The 17,334-nt window shown below is 54.0% G+C and carries 14 protein-coding genes; 13 read left to right on the top strand and 1 reads right to left on the bottom strand.

Going from position 1 to position 17,334, the window contains the following annotated elements; translation table 11 throughout:
* Window positions 1–60: 60 nt before the first annotated feature.
* From CWI71_RS06105 to purF, 9 genes are all read left to right on the top strand, one after another.
* Complete coding sequence (locus tag CWI71_RS06105) at window positions 61–1,227, top strand: 4-phosphoerythronate dehydrogenase (protein ID WP_126754383.1); 1,167 nt, start codon at window positions 61–63, stop codon at window positions 1,225–1,227.
* An 8-nt stretch (window positions 1,228–1,235) separates the two neighbouring features.
* A complete protein-coding gene (locus tag CWI71_RS06110; protein ID WP_126754384.1) occupies window positions 1,236–2,252 on the top strand; it encodes an aspartate-semialdehyde dehydrogenase in 1,017 nt (338 codons plus the stop codon).
* 56 nt (window positions 2,253–2,308) lie between these two features.
* Window positions 2,309–4,093, top strand: a complete 1,785-nt coding sequence (locus CWI71_RS06115) for a FimV/HubP family polar landmark protein (RefSeq protein ID WP_126754385.1) — start codon at window positions 2,309–2,311, stop codon at window positions 4,091–4,093.
* On the top strand, window positions 4,090–4,884 hold the full coding sequence (gene truA / locus CWI71_RS06120; protein ID WP_126754386.1) for a tRNA pseudouridine(38-40) synthase TruA: 795 nt from the start codon (window positions 4,090–4,092) through the stop codon (window positions 4,882–4,884). Before CWI71_RS06115 ends, truA begins: the two co-directional genes overlap by 4 nt.
* 98 nt (window positions 4,885–4,982) lie before the next feature.
* Window positions 4,983–5,846, top strand: a complete 864-nt coding sequence (gene accD / locus CWI71_RS06125; RefSeq protein ID WP_126754387.1) for an acetyl-CoA carboxylase, carboxyltransferase subunit beta — start codon at window positions 4,983–4,985, stop codon at window positions 5,844–5,846.
* 10 nt (window positions 5,847–5,856) lie between these two features.
* The gene (folC, locus tag CWI71_RS06130; RefSeq protein WP_126754388.1) at window positions 5,857–7,137 is read left to right on the top strand and encodes a bifunctional tetrahydrofolate synthase/dihydrofolate synthase; all 1,281 of its coding nucleotides are present in this window, start codon (window positions 5,857–5,859) and stop codon (window positions 7,135–7,137) included.
* A gap of 2 nt (window positions 7,138–7,139) precedes the next feature.
* Window positions 7,140–7,721 carry an SPOR domain-containing protein gene (locus CWI71_RS06135; RefSeq protein WP_157981071.1) on the top strand — a complete coding sequence of 194 codons (582 nt, stop codon included), beginning with the start codon at window positions 7,140–7,142 and terminating at the stop codon, window positions 7,719–7,721.
* A 78-nt stretch (window positions 7,722–7,799) separates the two neighbouring features.
* Window positions 7,800–8,285, top strand: coding sequence for a CvpA family protein (locus CWI71_RS06140; RefSeq protein WP_126754390.1), 486 nt, complete (start codon window positions 7,800–7,802; stop codon window positions 8,283–8,285).
* A gap of 20 nt (window positions 8,286–8,305) precedes the next feature.
* Window positions 8,306–9,826 (top strand): amidophosphoribosyltransferase, encoded by a 1,521-nt coding sequence (gene purF / locus CWI71_RS06145; RefSeq protein ID WP_126754391.1) that lies wholly within the window; start codon window positions 8,306–8,308, stop codon window positions 9,824–9,826.
* Window positions 9,827–9,879: 53 nt separating this feature from the next.
* Here the strand turns inward: purF and astB are convergent, their stop codons facing one another.
* A complete protein-coding gene (astB, locus tag CWI71_RS06150) occupies window positions 9,880–11,223 on the bottom strand; it encodes an N-succinylarginine dihydrolase (RefSeq protein ID WP_126754392.1) in 1,344 nt (447 codons plus the stop codon).
* 236 nt (window positions 11,224–11,459) lie between these two features.
* Between astB and topA the strand changes: the two genes are divergently transcribed.
* The 4 genes from topA (at window position 11,460) to CWI71_RS06170 (ending at window position 17,334) form a co-directional block, all read left to right on the top strand.
* Window positions 11,460–14,093, top strand: a complete 2,634-nt coding sequence (topA, locus tag CWI71_RS06155; RefSeq protein WP_126754393.1) for a type I DNA topoisomerase — start codon at window positions 11,460–11,462, stop codon at window positions 14,091–14,093.
* Between the two features lie 108 nt (window positions 14,094–14,201).
* The gene (locus tag CWI71_RS06160) at window positions 14,202–14,642 is read left to right on the top strand and encodes a hypothetical protein (RefSeq protein ID WP_126754394.1); all 441 of its coding nucleotides are present in this window, start codon (window positions 14,202–14,204) and stop codon (window positions 14,640–14,642) included.
* Window positions 14,639–16,138, top strand: a complete 1,500-nt coding sequence (locus CWI71_RS06165; RefSeq protein WP_126754395.1) for a hypothetical protein — start codon at window positions 14,639–14,641, stop codon at window positions 16,136–16,138. Before CWI71_RS06160 ends, CWI71_RS06165 begins: the two co-directional genes overlap by 4 nt.
* On the top strand, window positions 16,135–17,334 hold the full coding sequence (locus CWI71_RS06170) for a hypothetical protein (protein WP_126754396.1): 1,200 nt from the start codon (window positions 16,135–16,137) through the stop codon (window positions 17,332–17,334). Before CWI71_RS06165 ends, CWI71_RS06170 begins: the two co-directional genes overlap by 4 nt.

The following is a 17,334-nucleotide window of genomic DNA, read 5'->3' on the forward strand; positions in this document are numbered from 1 at the left end:
GCTACGGCGCACCTTTTTGTATGCTGGCACTACTTAAACTTCAAGAAATCAAAGGGTTCTATGCTGCTGCTTGCCGATGCCAACCTGCCCGCTTTTGATCGTCTGGTGGCGGCCATCGCCAGCCAGAGTCAGCATTCCATTGAACTGGCCCGTTATGAGGGGCGTCAACCCGATGCTGGCGTACTGGCGCAGGCGGATGCCTTATTTATCCGCTCGGTAACGACCGTGGACGCCGACTTACTGACCAAAGCGCCGCGATTAAATTGGCTGGGTACAGCGACGATCGGTACCGATCATGTCGATCTGACAGCGTTAGCTGAAGCAGGCATACGTTTTCACAGCACCCCCGGGGTGAACGCCAATGCGGTTGGTGATTACGTCGCGAGCGCTGTAGCGGCAATCAGTCTGCAACAGGGCGCGCTGCCAGCCGGCGAGGTAGCCATTGTCGGTGCCGGCAATACCGGGCGCGCTGCAGGGCAACGCTTGCAGGGGCTAGGCTTAAAGGTGCATTACTATGATCCACCGCTGGCTGCCGCCGGACAGAAAGGTGTTCATAGTGACTGGCAACGGGTTTTAGCGTCAGCGGTGATCAGTTGCCATGTACCGCTGAGCCATGCTGGCGAGTATGCCACCTGGCATTTATTTGATGCAGCTGCACTGCAACAAATTTCGCCGCAAACACTGCTGATTAACGCTAGTCGCGGTCCTGTTGTGGCGGAGCAGGCATTAATTGCGAGGCTGCAACAGTATCCCCAATGGCCGGTAGTGCTGGATGTGTGGGAGCACGAGCCACAGTTGCAAGCTGCCCTGGTAGAGCGTGTGCAGTTGGCGACACCGCATATTGCCGGTCATAGTTTTGCCGGTAAGCTTGGTGGTAGCTGGCAGCTGTTACAAAAATGGTTGACGGATCAGCGACTGGCACTACAATTGCCTGACTTTTCAGAGCTGTTTGCAGGCTTCGGGGCTGGTCAGCCACGTCAGCTAAGCGCAAAGCAAGCGCCGGACTGGCAGCAGTTGGCCCGCTGGATTTTAGCCGGATATGATATCCGCAACGATGATCAGGCCTTGCGCGCGCAACCGCTGACCGCTGCGGCCTTTGACAGTTTGCGGCGCAACTACGCTGTGCGCGCTGAGTTAAGTCAGCTACACTTGCAGACAGGCCCCTGGGCGCACAGTCGGGAATGGTCCCGCCGCCTGGCACAATTAACTTTTCAGATAACGGAGTAGGTGAAAACATGTCCCGAGCATTTAACGTTGCAGTTTTGGGTGCCACTGGTTTAGTGGGCCAGCATATGATTGAGTTATTAGCGGCGCGTGATTTCCCCGTAGCACAGTTATTCCCGCTGGCGAGCAGCCGCTCGGCGGGCAGCACTATCAGTTTTAAAGGCGAAGAAATTGAAGTGCTCGACGCCGATACCTTTGACTGGACACAGGTTGAGCTTGGCTTCTTTTCCGCTGGCGGCAGTATTTCGCGTATTTTTGCACCGCGCGCTGCCGAAGCGGGTTGTATTGTGATCGATAACACCTCTGAATTTCGCTATGAAGAAGACATTCCGCTGGTCGTGCCTGAGGTGAATGCGCATGCCCTGGCTGATTTCCGCAACCGTAATATTATTGCCAATCCCAACTGCTCGACCATTCAAATGCTAGTCGCTCTGAAACCTATTTATGACGCGGTCGGGATTGAACGTATTAATGTTGCGACCTATCAGTCGGTATCCGGTGCGGGTAAAGAAGCGATGGATGCGCTGGCGCAACAAACGGCGAGCCTGATGAATGGCCGGCCGCTGGAGAATGATTATTTCGCGCGTCAGATGGCGTTTAACTGCGTTCCGCAAATTGATGTCTTTTTGGACAATGACTACACCAAAGAAGAAATGAAAATGGTCTGGGAAACCCAGAAAATTTTTGGTGATGCCGCCATCCGGGTAAACGCAACTGCGGTGCGGGTTCCGGTATTCTACGGGCACGCCGAGGCGGTCCACATTGAAACACAACAGCCCATTGATGCTATACAGGCCAAGGAACTGCTGCGTCAGGCGCCGGGTGTCGTGCTATTTGACAGCAACGAAGATTATCCGACGCAGGTGAGCCACGCGACGGGACATGACGAGGTTTTTGTTGGCCGGGTACGCAATGATATTTCACATCCACAGGGTCTGAATTTATGGGTCGTTGCTGATAATGTCCGCAAAGGCGCAGCAACCAATAGTATTCAAATTGCTGAACATTTGATAAAAGACTATATTTAAATCAGTTTTTGATTCACTAAATTCCAACAATAACAGCTGAACAGGGCGGGAAAGTGATGACACGGATTATTTTGGCTGCAACGCTGGCTATACTAGTCGCGTATTCGGGAGCTGTGGCGGCACAGCAGGGCGCGCGGGCTTCCCGTTGGCAGCCTGAACGCTTTGGGCCCATTGTAAAAACCGACACCATGTGGAGCATTGCCGGCTATTATGGTCGCCAGCAGGGCGTCAGTTTGTATGAAATGATGGACCAGATCGTCGCCGCTAACCCCGAAGCATTCCGTGATAACCGCCCTGATTTCATGTATACCGGCTTTTTCCTTGATATCCCTGAGGTAGGTGAGCCGACAACGACAGCGCAGCAACCTGCCGCAGCGGTGGCCACACCGCGTGAGACGGCCACCACTGAAACTGAGCGCCAGCCCGCCGCACCTGCCCCAACCGAGGACGCGGTAGGAACTGAGGTTGAGAATGAAATTGCAATATCCGTCTCTGAGCTTCAAGCCCTGCGCGGTCAGCTCTCCAGCTCAATCGATTTAATTGAAAACTTACAGGGCGAGAACCAGGAACTGCAGCAACGCCTTGCTGCGGTAACACGCGAACTGACCGAGCTGCGCGCTCGCGCCAACGCTGAGCAGCAGGCGTCGGCGGAAATGGAACTGATGGCACAGGAACTCAACAGTGCGGAAAGCAGCGCCGAAACTGTCGCTGAATCGCCTGACGTACGCAACCCCGGACAACCGGACGCTGCTGCTGAGAGCTCCGCAGCCGATGAGACCGCCGCAGACGAGACCGCAGCTGACGAGACCGTCGCAAGCGAGCCCGTAATCACTCAGCCACAAACTCGCCAGTCGCCAGCTCGGTCACAATCCTGGCTTGACTGGGTATTGAAACCGCTTCACCTGACTGTGCTTGGCGGTTTGTTGGTGATTATTCTTGGCTTATTGGCTTATGCGCTCTACATCCGCCGGGTAAACCGCGAAATTGAAAACGGCGACACCGCGACTGCCGCGGATGCGGCTACGGCTGCGGCGGTTACTGAGACAACAGCGCAAGAGACGCCTGAAGCAGATGAGACCACTCAGCAACAGGATGACTGGCGCAGCGAGGGGGCGACCGAAGGACAGGTTGAAGTGACTGATGTGGATCTTGACGAATACCTGCGCGAGCGTGAAGACGGCGGCGAAGCAGATGAGTTAAGCGCTGCTGAGGATGCTGATGAGGTTACAAAAGAAGTTGATGCCTTGCTGGCAATGGAGTTTGATAGCCCGGAACCCGAACCTGAAGCCGCCGAGCCAGCTGAAGATGTGGCGGAATATCGCATGCCGGAGCCGCAGCCAAAGAGTAGTGAAGAGAAGGCGGCCGATGACGAACTGGAACAGGCATTGGATTCATTTGGCGGCTTACGCCTTGATGAAAGTGCGACTGAAAGCGAGCCAAAAGCTGCGGAAGACCAAGAGCTGAACGAAAAACAGGCCAAAGCCGTTGAAACAGATGATGTTATCTCTGAAGAAGACTATCTGACCATTGAGAGTCTGATGGAAGAGGCGGAAGCTCAGGCCAGTGAAGAGCCGGAGGACCCCTACGATAAAGATAAGCTAAGTGAGGCTTTAGGGGGCGACGACGGTGAAGCGAAAGAATATGATCTCAGCAGCGAAGACTTGCTCGATGAGAGCAAATCGCCGGCGGCGAAATTAGATCTTGCCCAGGTTTATATCGATATGGGTGAACTTGATGATGCCCGTACGTTATTGGAAAGCATTGCCGGTAGCGGTGATGAAGAAGCTGAACGTGACGCGGCAGAGTTATTACAGAAATTAGCAGAACAGGGCGGTCGATGAGTAGTACGCGCTTTGCGCTGGGTATCGAGTACGATGGTAGTCAGTATTTTGGTTGGCAACGTCAACGCGAGGTTGTCGCAGTACAGGAAGTTTTAGAACGGGCATTAAGCAAGGTCGCAAACCACCCGGTTGAAGTGGTTTGTGCCGGGCGCACCGATGCAGGCGTGCATGCAACAGGCCAGGTGGTGCATTTTGACAGCGCGGAGCTGCGTAGTACCCCGGCCTGGACCATGGGAGTGAACAGCAACTTGCCGGCCGATGTGGCGGTGCGTTGGGTGCGTCAGGTTCCTGACGACTTCAGCGCGCGTTTTAGTGCGACCGGGCGACGTTACCGTTATGTCATCTGTAACACCCGATTACGGCCAGCGATACTAGGCCGCGGTGTGAGTCATTATCACTTTGATCTGAATGTGGCCGATATGCACCAGGCAGCGCAGGCGCTGCTGGGGGAACATGATTTCAGTTCATTTCGCGCGGCCCAGTGTCAGTCACACTCGCCGAACCGCTGCGTTACTCATATTGAGGTCAGCCGCCACGGCGATTATGTCGTGGTCGATATTGCCGCAAATGCGTTTTTGCACCACATGGTGCGTAACATTGTCGGTAGCTTGCTGGCGGTCGGTCGGGGCGAGCAGGCGAGCGACTGGCCGGGCAAATTGCTGGCGCAACGCGACCGCACGCTGGCCGCGGCAACCGCGAAAGCCGAGGGGCTCTACCTGGTACAGGTCGACTATCCCGAGCACTTTGGCTTACCACAACTTCCCCCGGGGCCACTATGGTTACCTGACTAATAAGACCACTTTTTACTGCAAGGACGCCCCGTAATATGCTTTAATACAAGGAATTTAGGCTATTTGCCCTGGCAACCAATTGAGATAAAAGACACGATATGAGCTGGATCGAGCGAATTCTTGCTAAGCCAAAAAGTAATAAACGTCGCAATATTCCCGAGGGAGTATGGACCAAGTGTGGCGGCTGTGACGCCATCATCTATACTGCTGATCTTGAGCGCAACCTACACGTCTGCCCGAAATGCGATCATCACATGCGCATGTCGGCGCGCCGCCGGTTAGAGAGTTTCCTCGATAACGGCAGCGGCAATGAGATCGGTGCAGAGCTCGAGCCCAAAGATATTCTCAAATTCCGTGACTCGAAAAAGTACAAAGATCGTATCGCCGCGGCGCAAAAAGCGACCGGCGAGAAAGACGCGCTGGTGGCGCAAAAAGGTAAACTTAAAGGTATGCCGGTGGTTGCGGTTGCGTTTGAGTTTGACTTCATGGGCGGCTCCATGGCCTCGGTGGTCGGAGCGCGCTTCGTAAAGGCGGCAGAAGTCTGTCTGCGTGAGCGTATTCCATTGGTCTGCTTTTCTGCTTCCGGCGGTGCCCGCATGCAGGAGGCCCTGATGTCCCTGATGCAAATGGCAAAAACCTCGGCCGCATTAGCGCGCATGAGCGAAGAGGGATTGCCGTTTATTTCAGTACTGACCGACCCGACCATGGGCGGCGTATCGGCAAGTCTGGCGATGCTGGGCGATGTGAATATTGCCGAGCCGAAAGCCTTGATTGGTTTTGCCGGACCGCGCGTCATTCAACAAACAGTGCGTGAAACCTTGCCGGAAGGTTTCCAGCGTGCTGAATTCTTATTAGACCATGGTGCCATTGACATGATCGTCGATCGGCGCCAGATGCGTAACCGCATTGCCGCGCTGCTGGCCAAGTTTCAACAACATGCGCCTTTAGCCGACGAATATTAATCCTCTGGCTATGAACGCTCAACTAACCCCTCCTTCTGCTGCAGCCGGGCTTGATGCCTGGCTGTCGTATTTAGAAGCGCTGCACCCGAAAGAGATCGAGCTCGGTCTGGAGCGGATTAAGACCGTCGCGCAGCGTCTGGCCGTCGATCCTGGTGCAGCCAAAGTTATCACCGTTGCCGGTACTAATGGCAAAGGCTCAACCGTGCGTTATCTGGAAACCGTGTTACGTAATGGCGGCTATCAGACCGGTGTTTACATTTCACCGCATCTGGTCAATTACGAAGAGCGGGTGCGCATAAATGGTCTTGAGCTTGAGGCGCAACAGCACGTTAACGCCTTTCAGGCGGTTGAACGGGCACGCGGTGATACCTCACTGACGTACTTCGAGTTTGGTACGCTGGCGGCGTTCTGGTTGATGATGCAAGCGCCACTTGATGTCTGGATTCTGGAAGTGGGTCTGGGCGGCCGTCTTGATGCGGTGAATTGCCTGGCTGCCGATGTCGGAATTGTAACCTCTGTGGGCATTGACCATGTGGACTTTCTGGGCCCGGACCGTACCAGTATTGCCCGTGAAAAAGCTGGCATTTTCCGCGCGGATAAAATCGCGATTATCGGTGAAGCTGATTTTCCACCCGCCATTCTCAGCGAATTAAAGCAAGCGGGTATCGCGCCACTGAGTGTCGGCGAAGACTTTAACTATCGTCTGGCGCTGGATGCCGGGTCATGGGATTATTTTGGCCACCGCAACGTCTTACGCGATCTGCCACTGCCGCACGTACCCTTACCGAATGCAGCAACCGCTATCTGCGCATTAGAGCAACTTGAGCTGCCGGTGTCGGAGCAGGCCATTCGTCAGGGCTTAGCGCAAGCCCGGGAAAAAGGGCGGTTACAGTTCCAGCCGGGTAAGCCCGACGTATTGATTGATGTAGCGCATAATCCGCATGCCGCGACCTTTCTGGCAACACATATAAAGCAACGTTTCAGCGACCGTCGGGTCTATCTGGTAATTGGCATGCTCAAAGACAAAGATATTCAGGGCACACTGGCAGCCCTCGCTGATGTGGTAGATGACTGGTATCTGGCGGATTTGTCAGGCGCGCGCGCGGCTTCAGCACAACAGTTAGCGAGCGCTTTACCGGCAAGCGTAAAAGAAACTGACGCGCAGCAGTTCAGTTCGGTCAAAGCGGCGTATCAGGCGGCATGTTCTGCCGCGAGCGACGATCAGCAACAAGCACTGGTATTGGTTTGCGGCTCGTTTTACACTGTGAGTCAAATTCCTCTGGCGGAGTAACTATGGCATCGCAACTTCAGAATCGGATGGTTGGCAGCATTATCCTTATCGCGCTTGCGGTGATTATTTTGCCTGAATTGCTGGACGGTAAGCAGGTGCGCGAGCAACAGGAGTTTGCGGCAATCCCAATGCAACCTGAAGCCGAGGTAGTAGAGAAAACAGTGATTCTGCCTGAGGATGACCTGGGAGGAACGCCGATTGAAGTTGAGCAACTCGAGCCGCTGCCGGAAACCGTTGAGCTGACCGCAGTGCAGGCGCCTACGGTCACGGCCGATGACACATCTGAGACGGCTGCAGCAACTTCTCAAAATCAGCCGGCGCAGCCAGTTACGGGCTCACTGGCAGAGCCCGGCTACGTTATTCAGTTAGGTGCATTCAGTAACGCCGAATCCGTCGACGCGCTGATTGCGCAACTTCAGAAGCAAGGCTTCTCCGCCTATCGTGAAAATGTCCGTGTTAATGACAAGACCCTGATCCGGTTACTGGTCGGTCCCGCATTGAGCGAAGCTGAATTACAGAATCAGTTACCGCAGCTAAAAGAGCTGACCGGGCTGTCAGGACGCGTGGTTCGTTTTGAACCGTAAAGCTGAATAAAAAATAACGTTTTTCGTTGTGTTTTCTGTTAAACTGCGCGCGTCTTAAACAGCCTTGGGATAGCCCTTATGGTCTGGATTGATTATGCCATCATAATTGTCATTTCCTTATCGACAATCGTCAGTTTAGTGCGCGGTTTCGTACAGGAAGCCATGTCGCTGCTGATCTGGATTGCAGCCTTTTTTATTGCCAGTTGGTATTACGCTGATCTCGCTAGTTATTTTACCGGTTTTGATGACCCCATGATTCGCAACGCCGTCGCTGCGTTGGCGCTATTTGTCGCCACCCTGGTGGTGGGCGCGGTGGTGAATTATGTCATCGGTCAGTTGGTACACAAAACCGGATTGACCGGTACTGATCGCGTATTAGGTGCCGTTTTTGGTGCCTTGCGCGGCGTTTTAATCGTCAGCGCATTATTGTTTTTCCTGGATAGCTTTACCGGCCTTGCGAGCAGCGAATGGTGGCAGCAGTCTGTGCTGATCCCGCATTTCGGTATTTTTATTCAGTGGTTTTTTGAGTATTTCGAGCAAACGTCAAGTTTTCTCCCCAATTAAGCAAGTGAGGTTGTTCTAGCATGTGTGGTATTGTCGGCATAGTAGGTAAAGATCCGGTCAACCAAGCGTTATACGATAGCTTGACCATGCTCCAGCATCGTGGCCAGGACGCCGCAGGTATCATGACTGTACATAACGGTACATTGCGCTTACGTAAAGCCAACGGCCTGGTACGGGACGTATTTCACACCCGCCATATGCACCGTCTGGCCGGACGTATTGGTATCGGCCACGTGCGTTATCCAACCGCTGGCAGCTCCAGCTCGGCTGAAGCGCAACCGTTTTATGTTAACTCACCCTTTGGTATCGCGTTGGCGCATAACGGCAACCTGACCAATGCGGCAGAGTTACAGGAACAACTCTTTGCTAAGGCACGCCGGCATATCAATACCACCTCGGACTCTGAGATTTTACTGAATATTCTGGCCCACGAGCTGTATCAGCAGAAAAGCCTCGAACTTTCAGCCGACGACGTGTTTGCTGCGGTCAGCCGCGTGCATCGCCAGATCCGTGGTGCTTATGCCGTAGTAGCAATGGTGATCGGCCACGGTATGGTCGCTTTCCGTGACCCCTGGGGCATCCGCCCGCTGGTACTGGGTAAACGCGAGACGCCTGAAGGTAATGAGTATATCGTCGCCTCAGAGAGTGTGGCCATTGATGGTACCGGTTTTAAATATGAGCGTGATATTGAGCCGGGTGAAGCGGTATACATTACCGAAGACGGTGAGTTATTTTCCCGTCAATGTGCGGATAATCCACAGCATTGTCCGTGTATTTTTGAGTACGTTTACTTTGCCCGCCCTGACTCGTTCATTGATAAGATTTCGGTCTATGCGTCGCGCGTGAACATGGGACGTAAACTGGGCGAAAAAATTAAGCGCGACTACGCCCACCTTGATATTGACGTGGTCATCCCGATTCCGGAAACCAGCTGTGATATCGCACTGGAAATGGCCAATGTACTCGAGCTGCCGTACCGCCAGGGGTTTGTGAAAAACCGCTACATTGGCCGTACCTTTATTATGCCGGGACAGACGCTGCGCCGTAAGTCGGTGCGTCGTAAGCTCAATGCGATTGGTGCTGAGTTCCGTGGTAAAAACGTGCTGTTAGTCGACGACTCTATTGTGCGTGGTACCACGTCAGAGCAGATCATTGAAATGGCGCGTGAGGCAGGAGCAAAGAAAGTTTATTTTGCCTCGGCAGCGCCGGAGATTCGCTTCCCGAACGTGTATGGTATTGATATGCCAAGCGCGAACGAGCTCATTGGCCATGGCCGTGAGGCGGAAGAGATTAATGCGCTGATTAAGGCTGACGGCCTCATTTATCAGGATCTTGAAGATCTGATTGCCGCAGTCAATGAAGAGAATCCGGCGATTAACCAGTTCGAAACCTCGGTATTCAGCGGTGAGTACATTACTGGCGATATCAACCAGAGTTATCTTGATCAGCTTGATGCGGCGCGTAATGACGTGGCGCGTCACGGTGAGGAAGGCTCTGAGGACGCCAACCTCGAACTACATAACGAGAATGACGACGATTAAAAGAACAGCCGGTAGCAACAGCCCGCAGCACAAACTGCGGGCTTTTTTTTTGCTTATAACTGGAAAGGGTAGACCGAACCCAGCTTGAGAATCTGCGTCAGCTCGTCAAGTGCCGCGCGTGATTCATTAAGGAGTTTCGGGTCGCGCAGGTCATCAACACTCAGCTCGTCGCGGTAGTGCTGATCGACCCACTTATTCAGGCGGCTGAACAACTCGTCATTCATAATGACCGCCGGGTTCACTGCCGCAAGTTCGTCATCATTCAATGCCACCCGCAGGCGCAGGCAGGCAGGACCACCGCCATTGCGCATGCTTTGTTTGACATCAAAATAGTGAACCTTTTTGATCGGCGTGTCGCGTTGTACCAGGTCTTCAAGGTAAGCAGCGACGCGCGGGTTTTCCTGACACTCGGTCGGGGCGATAATCGCCATGGTGCCATCTGGCAGGGTGAGTAACTGGGTGTTAAACAGGTAGGTTTGCACCGCGTCAGCGACCGAAACCTCACTGGTTTTAACACAAATAAAGTGTACTTTTTCCTGACCAAACTTTTGCTGAATTTCCGCCAGCTTCTCGTCAGTCTGCAAAAATGCCTGCTCGTGGTAAAACAACACGTTCTGATTTCCCACCGCAATAACATCATTATGGAATACGCCCTGGTCGATCACCTCAGGGTTTTGCTGAATATAAACGGTGTTTTCTTCACTCAGGCCGTGCAGTCGTGCAATTGCCTGCGACGCTTCGAAAGTTTGGCGCGCCGGGAACTTCTTCGGCGCTGGCTGGCTGCTGTCAAAAGCGTAGCGGCCAAAAGTGAAAATCTCGACGCCGGCATGACCGTAATTACTGCAAAGGCGGGTATGGTTTGCGGCGCCTTCGTCACCAAAGTGCTCGTTATCCGGCAGGTGCAGATGATGCTCGAAATAGCGGGAGTTGGCAAACATGGCCTGTAAAATGCGGCCACTGGTTAATGGCTCCAGCGAGCGGTGAAATTTATTGGTCAGATTGGCCGGTGTAAAGTGCACTTTGCCGTTTGCGGTGTCGGCGCCGGGTGATACAGTTGCAGCATTTGCGGTCCACATACTTGAAGCCGAGCACACAGCCTGATAAATTTGCGGCGCTTCAGTTGCTGCTTTGTAAAGGACCTCACCGTCATTGCCGGTGAATCCCAGTCGACGCAGTGTGGTAATGTCAGGACGTTCCTGCGGCGCAAGGATACCCTGAACCATGCCCATATCGTGCAGAGCTTTCATTTTTGCCAGCCCCTGCTTGGCTGCAGAACGAGGACTCGAAACAGCTTTGGCATTAGATAATGAGGCGACGTTACCAAACGAAAGGCCCGCATAGTTGTGAGTGGGGCCGACCAAGCCGTCGAAATTCACTTCAAAATGTTGAGTGCTCACTTATTCCTCCATTGCAGTTGCAAGCAAGTTAATGGCGGTTATTATACTCACAACGGTGCGCCAGTGTAAGCCCTCGGGCGGCGCAACACCTTGTCGTACAAGGTGATCCGAGCGGCGCTTGCATAGCTATAAGTGATAAACGAATTTTTATGAATTTTGCGTTGTACGGTTGTTTACTGTAAACAGAAGCGATATATCTAAAAAAAGATCCCATCATATTAGGACACGAAAGACGCATGGCAAAATCGCTAGTAATTGTCGAGTCGCCAGCCAAGGCCAAGACCATAAATAAATATTTAGGCAACGATTTTGTAGTGAAATCGAGTGTGGGGCATGTACGAGACCTTCCCACCCGCAGCACTGCAGAGGTCGCTAAGAAGTCGCCGGCCGAAGTACGTAAAATGAGCCCTGAAGAGAAAGAGGCTTACCGTCAAAAGCGCGAATTCAAAAAGCTGGTCGCGCGCATGGGGGTCGATCCGGAACATGATTGGGACGCACACTACGAAGTCTTACCGGGTAAAGAGAAAGTTGTCAGTGAGCTGCAAAAGCTAGCCAAAAAAGCCGATGCTATTTACCTGGCAACGGATTTGGACCGCGAAGGGGAAGCCATCGCCTGGCATCTACGTGAACTGATTGGTGGCGACAATGACCGTTTTCGCCGGGTGGTTTTCAACGAAATCACCAAAAACGCGATTCAGGACGCATTCTCGCATCCGGCGCATTTGAATCTGGACCGGGTTAACGCTCAGCAAACCCGACGTTTCCTTGATCGCGTGGTCGGCTTTATGGTGTCGCCGCTGTTATGGAAGAAAATCGCCCGCGGCCTGTCTGCCGGTCGGGTGCAATCGGTCGCGGTGCGCCTGGTAGTCGAGCGCGAGCGCGAGATCAAAGCTTTTACTCCGGAAGAGTACTGGGATATCTACGCCGATCTGACCACGGCGGAAAAACAAGCGTTGCGCATGCAACTGGCGAAGTTTCAGGGCAAGACCTTTAAAGCAGGGGACAAGCAAGCCGCTGACCAGGCCGTGGCGGCACTGAAAAAGGCTGACTTCAAAGTTATCGAGCGCGAAGATAAGCCAACCAGCAGTCGCCCGTCGGCACCTTTTATTACCTCAACCCTGCAGCAGGCTGCGAGCACGCGTCTGGGCTTTGGTGTGAAAAAGACCATGATGCTGGCCCAGCGGCTGTACGAGGCAGGGCACATCACTTACATGCGTACCGATTCGACCAATTTAAGTAAAGAAGCGGTCGCCACTTGTCGTGATTACATTGGCAAGCAATACGGCAAAGACTATTTGCCTGAAAAGCCGAATGTCTACGGCGCTAAACAAAATGCGCAGGAAGCTCACGAAGCGATCCGCCCCTCCAGCGTGACGGTAAAATCAGAGCAGCTACGCGACATGGAGCGTGACGCACAGCGCCTGTATGAGCTGATTTGGCGCCAGTTTGTTGCCTGTCAGATGACGCCGGCGCGCTATGATTCCACCACCCTTACCGTCGGTGCTGGCGACTATGAGCTGAAAGCGCGGGGTCGGGTGATGCGCTTCGCCGGTTGGACCAAGGTGCAGCCGCCAGCGAGCTCGAAAAACGCAGAAGATGCGACCTTGCCGGATGTCCAAAAAGGCGCCGAGCTTGATCTGCAGGCACTGGACCCGCAACAGCACTTTACCAAGCCGCCAGCACGCTTTAGTGAGGCTTCGCTGGTGAAAGAACTGGAAAAGCGCGGTATTGGCCGGCCGTCCACTTACGCGTCGATTATTTCGACCATTCAGGATCGTGGTTACGTGCGGGTAGAAAATCGCCGTTTTTATGCTGAAAAAATGGGCGAGATTGTCAATGACCGTCTGGTTGAGAACTTCTCACGCCTGCTCAACTATAACTTTACCGCCGAGATGGAACAGGCGCTTGATGATATCGCCGAAGGCAAACGTGACTGGAAAGATACGCTTGATGCCTTCTACGACGAGTTCTCCCAAAAACTGGAGCGCGCTGAGCTACCGCCGGAAGAAGGTGGGATGCGCGGTAATGAAATGGTGCTTACTGATATCGACTGTCCGAAGTGTGGTCGGAAGATGGGCATCCGCACAGCATCGACCGGCGTGTTCTTAGGCTGCTCGGGCTACGAGTTACCACCAAAAGAGCGTTGCACGCAGACTATGAACCTGCTCCCCGGTGAAGAGGCGGTGAAAGTCAGCAACGAGGACGAGGCTGAGACTGAAGCTCTGCGAGCGAAGAAGCGCTGCCCCGAATGTGGTACCGCGATGGACAGCTACCTGATAGATAAAGAGCGAAAGTTACACGTTTGCGGTAACAATCCGGCCTGTCCCGGTCAACTTGTCGAGCATGGTGAGTTTCGCATTAAAGGCTACGACGGCCCGGTGCTTGAGTGTGATCGTTGCGGCAGTGACATGCAGCTGAAAACCGGACGCTTTGGCAAATACTTTGACTGTACCAACCCTGACTGTAAAAACACGCGTAAGCTGCTTAAAAATGGTCAGCCGGCGCCGCCAAAAGAAGATCCGGTGCCGTTCCCTGAGTTGCCTTGCGAAAACTCTGACGCTTACTTTGTGCTGCGTGATGGTGCCTCAGGCGTATTTTTGTCGGCCAACACCTTTCCGAAATCACGTGAGACACGGGCGGTGAAGGTTGCTGAGCTGCAGCGCTTTAAAGATCGCATTCCGAAGAAGTTTCATTATCTGACTGAGGCCCCGGCCGAGGATGATCAGGGTAACGAAGCCATTGTCCGCTATAGCCGTAAGCAAAAAGAGCAATATGTGATTACGGAAGAGAACGGCAAGCCCACCGGTTGGCAGGCCTATTACCGTGACGGTGAGTGGCAGGTCAAAGAGGCGAAAAAACGTAAGAAATAACCCGACTCAGAATCCGCTTCTGAGTGCTTGCGCCGGTGTAACCCGGTGACTAAAGTTGAAACATCACCGTTATGGATAAACGGTGGCGTTTCGACAAGGAGTCACCTTATGAAGCACCGGCTTTCCAACTTTTTGCAATGCTTTCTTGCCGCCAGCAGCTTTTGTTGCGCGGTTACCCTTTCCGCTCCGGCAATAGGGCAAGAGCCTTGCCCATCATTTCAGTTGCAGCCGCCGGGTACCGCGGCGCAGCCAACGCCGGGTAAGGCGGTCGCGCCTGTCGCTGCAGCAACCGCCAAGCCAGCGGTACAGCTGACACTTCGTCCCGGCTTGTTACAGCCGCAAATTGAAACTTATGTTAAGCAGGCGTACGCCGTTGACCATCTTGAGTGGCGGGCCTCACCGCATTTTCGCTGGTCGAGTGATTTCGTTATTGAAAGCGATAACTGGAACCAGGCGTTGAGCAAAGTACTGAAGCCCTATCAGCTGCAATTAAAGGTGTTCGCCAATCGTACCGCAGTGGTTGACCAGGTGGCGGGAGCAGTGCAATGAATCCCTTGCATCGAATCGTTGTGCTTTTTAGTGCTGTCATAATTTCGGCCTGCGCTCAGGCACCAGGTACTGATCTTGCGCCCCGTCATGAGCGTGCGCTGGCAGAGTTAGCGCAACTACAACGGCAACCAGTGGTAACGGACAACACCGTGCAACATTCCGAGCAGTTTTATGTGCCACAGTTGGATCTTGCGGTTGCAGCCGAACCTGACTGGTATAGCGCACGCGCTAAGATCAGCGCTCAGGAAATGCCCGTGGGCCGGCTTTTGACCACGGTCTTTAGTGACAGCGCGGTGGCGACGGTGTTTGCTGAACAAGAGCTGGCAGAACTGCCGGTGACACTGGAGTTCGATGGCCTCCGTGGTGAATTAATTAAGCGCCTGCAGGCACTGACCGGCTGGCATTTGCAATATGATGCCCGGCAGATCAGCTGGAGCCGCTGGCAAACCGCTGAATTTGACGTTGCCTTTATTGCCGGCGCAACCGAGTTCTTTATGGGCAACCGTGACAGCGAGCGTGAACGTCAGCAACAGCAGAATGGTATGCTGCAGGCGCCGGCACAGCGCAGCAGCGAGCAATATAGCAATTTCCGCAATGAACACCTGAGTGTCTGGGACGACCTGCGCCGCACCCTGGCATTACTTCTCTCACCTGCAGGCCAGTTAAGCCTGAATCAAAGCTCGACCTCTGTGGTGGTGCGCGATACACCTTACCATGTCAGCGCCGTAGCCGATTACCTGCAGCAGCAGAATGAGCGTTTGACGCGTCAGGTCGCCATTGAAGTGCAAATCATAGAAGTTAGTTTTACCGATGACGACCAGTTAGGAATTGACTGGCAGGCGTTGCTGCAAAGTGCCGGTGGTAATGCCGTGTTAGGGCTCGGCAGTGGAGGCCTGGGACGGCTCTCTGAAGAACTCGCCGGGCAACTGATGTGGCGGCGCACGCAAGGTCGCAGCGCCGGCTCTGAACTATTTATTGAAGCATTGCAGCAACAGGGCCTGGTAAGGATCAATAATCAGCCGCGGGTACTGAGTCTGAATAATCAGATTGCCAAAATAGCACTGCAGGATAACGCGACCTATCTTGCCTCAGCAGGCACCACCAGCACCGTCAATGTCGGCGCCACTACCACGCTGCAACCCGGCGTGGTGACCACAGGCTTTGAGCTCTATCTTTTGCCGAGCATCCGCGACGGCGAGGTCATGCTGCAGCTTTCCACTGAGCTGTCTGACTTACAACGCATTGACGAAGTACGCTCGGGCGAGCAACTGATTCAGACGCCACATACCAACCGTAAGCAATTTTTTATGCAGGCGGTGGTCGGTGACGGACAAACACTGTTGCTCTCGGGATTACGCAACGAGCGTGAGCAATGGCAGGAGCAGCAGAGCTGGATCAGCTTTTTATTCGGTGGACAGCAGCGACAACAACAGCAACGTAGCGAGACGCTGGTGCTACTGACGCCTACCATCATTCGGCGGGAGATTCGCGGATGAGCGCGTTGTGGGTAATTAATGGCTGGCGCCAGCAAAGCCGCGTGACCAGACAAATAGATCAGGCGCTGCGCACGGCACGTGAGCGCGGCATGCAAAGTTACGCGCTACATCGCCAGGGGCGCAACTATTGGCTGGTATGCAGCAGCGAGCCAGCCAGCAGCGTGCGTTATGATTTAGCCCAAAGTGTACGGCGTCAGTTCCGCCAGATCCAACAGGGAATTTATCTGGCCCAATGGCAGGGTCTGCTCATTTGTGTCATGTGGAGCGGCGAGCGCCTGCAGCACTGTCAGAGCTTCAGCCATGATGCCGACGGATTACAACATTTGCAGCTACTGCTTGAGCGGGTGATGCGCAAGAACCGTCGCAAAGCGGCGGTGCTGCTGGCCAAAGATGTGCCCGATGCGGTCGCTGATTACTGCCACGAGCACCTGGATCAGTGGCAGTTACTCAGCGGTCAAGTCGAGGTCAGTGCGTTGCCGCTAAACAAGCCTAGTAAGTTAATCGACCTTGCTGCGCCAACTCCCTGGCAACGTCGACAACGACTGTTTTTATCCTGCCTGTTCATTTTACTCAGCGCTGCCATGCTGGGTTGGTACTTCTGGCCACAGACGCTGATGCAAGCGGAAACGCGTGCTGCCGCAATTGCGCAACCGCTGCCGCCACCACCGGGCATCATGCCGTCAGCTTTAACAGAGTTGCCACGGTTATTTGCCGGACTTTCGCATCTTGCTGGTTGGCAGTGGCAGAGCGCGCACTTACAGGGCCGGCAGTTACACGTCACGCTGACACCCAGTTATGGCCGTCCGGAAGAGCTCGCCGCGCAGGTGGCGCCGGACTGGCAGTTACAGGCCGGGCGCGAGAAAGCCACCCTGACCTATGACTTTTACTCGGATGCCTGGCAGGCCCGGGCCGATGAGCGGTTTTCTTTGCAGCATTGGTCGCAACAAAGCCGCCGCTTCTTCCCGCAGTTAATTACGCAAGGCGTTCGCGAGCAGCAGAATCAGTTATTTCGATATCAACAACAAACCTTCAGCCTGACGGTGACGAGCCTTAATGAGCTGGCGCAGTTGGAAATACTGTTTACCCATCCCAACATGCGTTTGATCAGCATCAAATTACGGCCTGGCGACCCGCTGAAAGCTGAGTTAGGAGTCGGGGTGTATTTTCGTGCTCCCCCCGAGAAGCAGGGAGAATAA

The organism is Pseudidiomarina insulisalsae, assembly GCF_003987065.1.
Classification (GTDB): domain Bacteria; phylum Pseudomonadota; class Gammaproteobacteria; order Enterobacterales; family Alteromonadaceae; genus Pseudidiomarina; species Pseudidiomarina insulisalsae.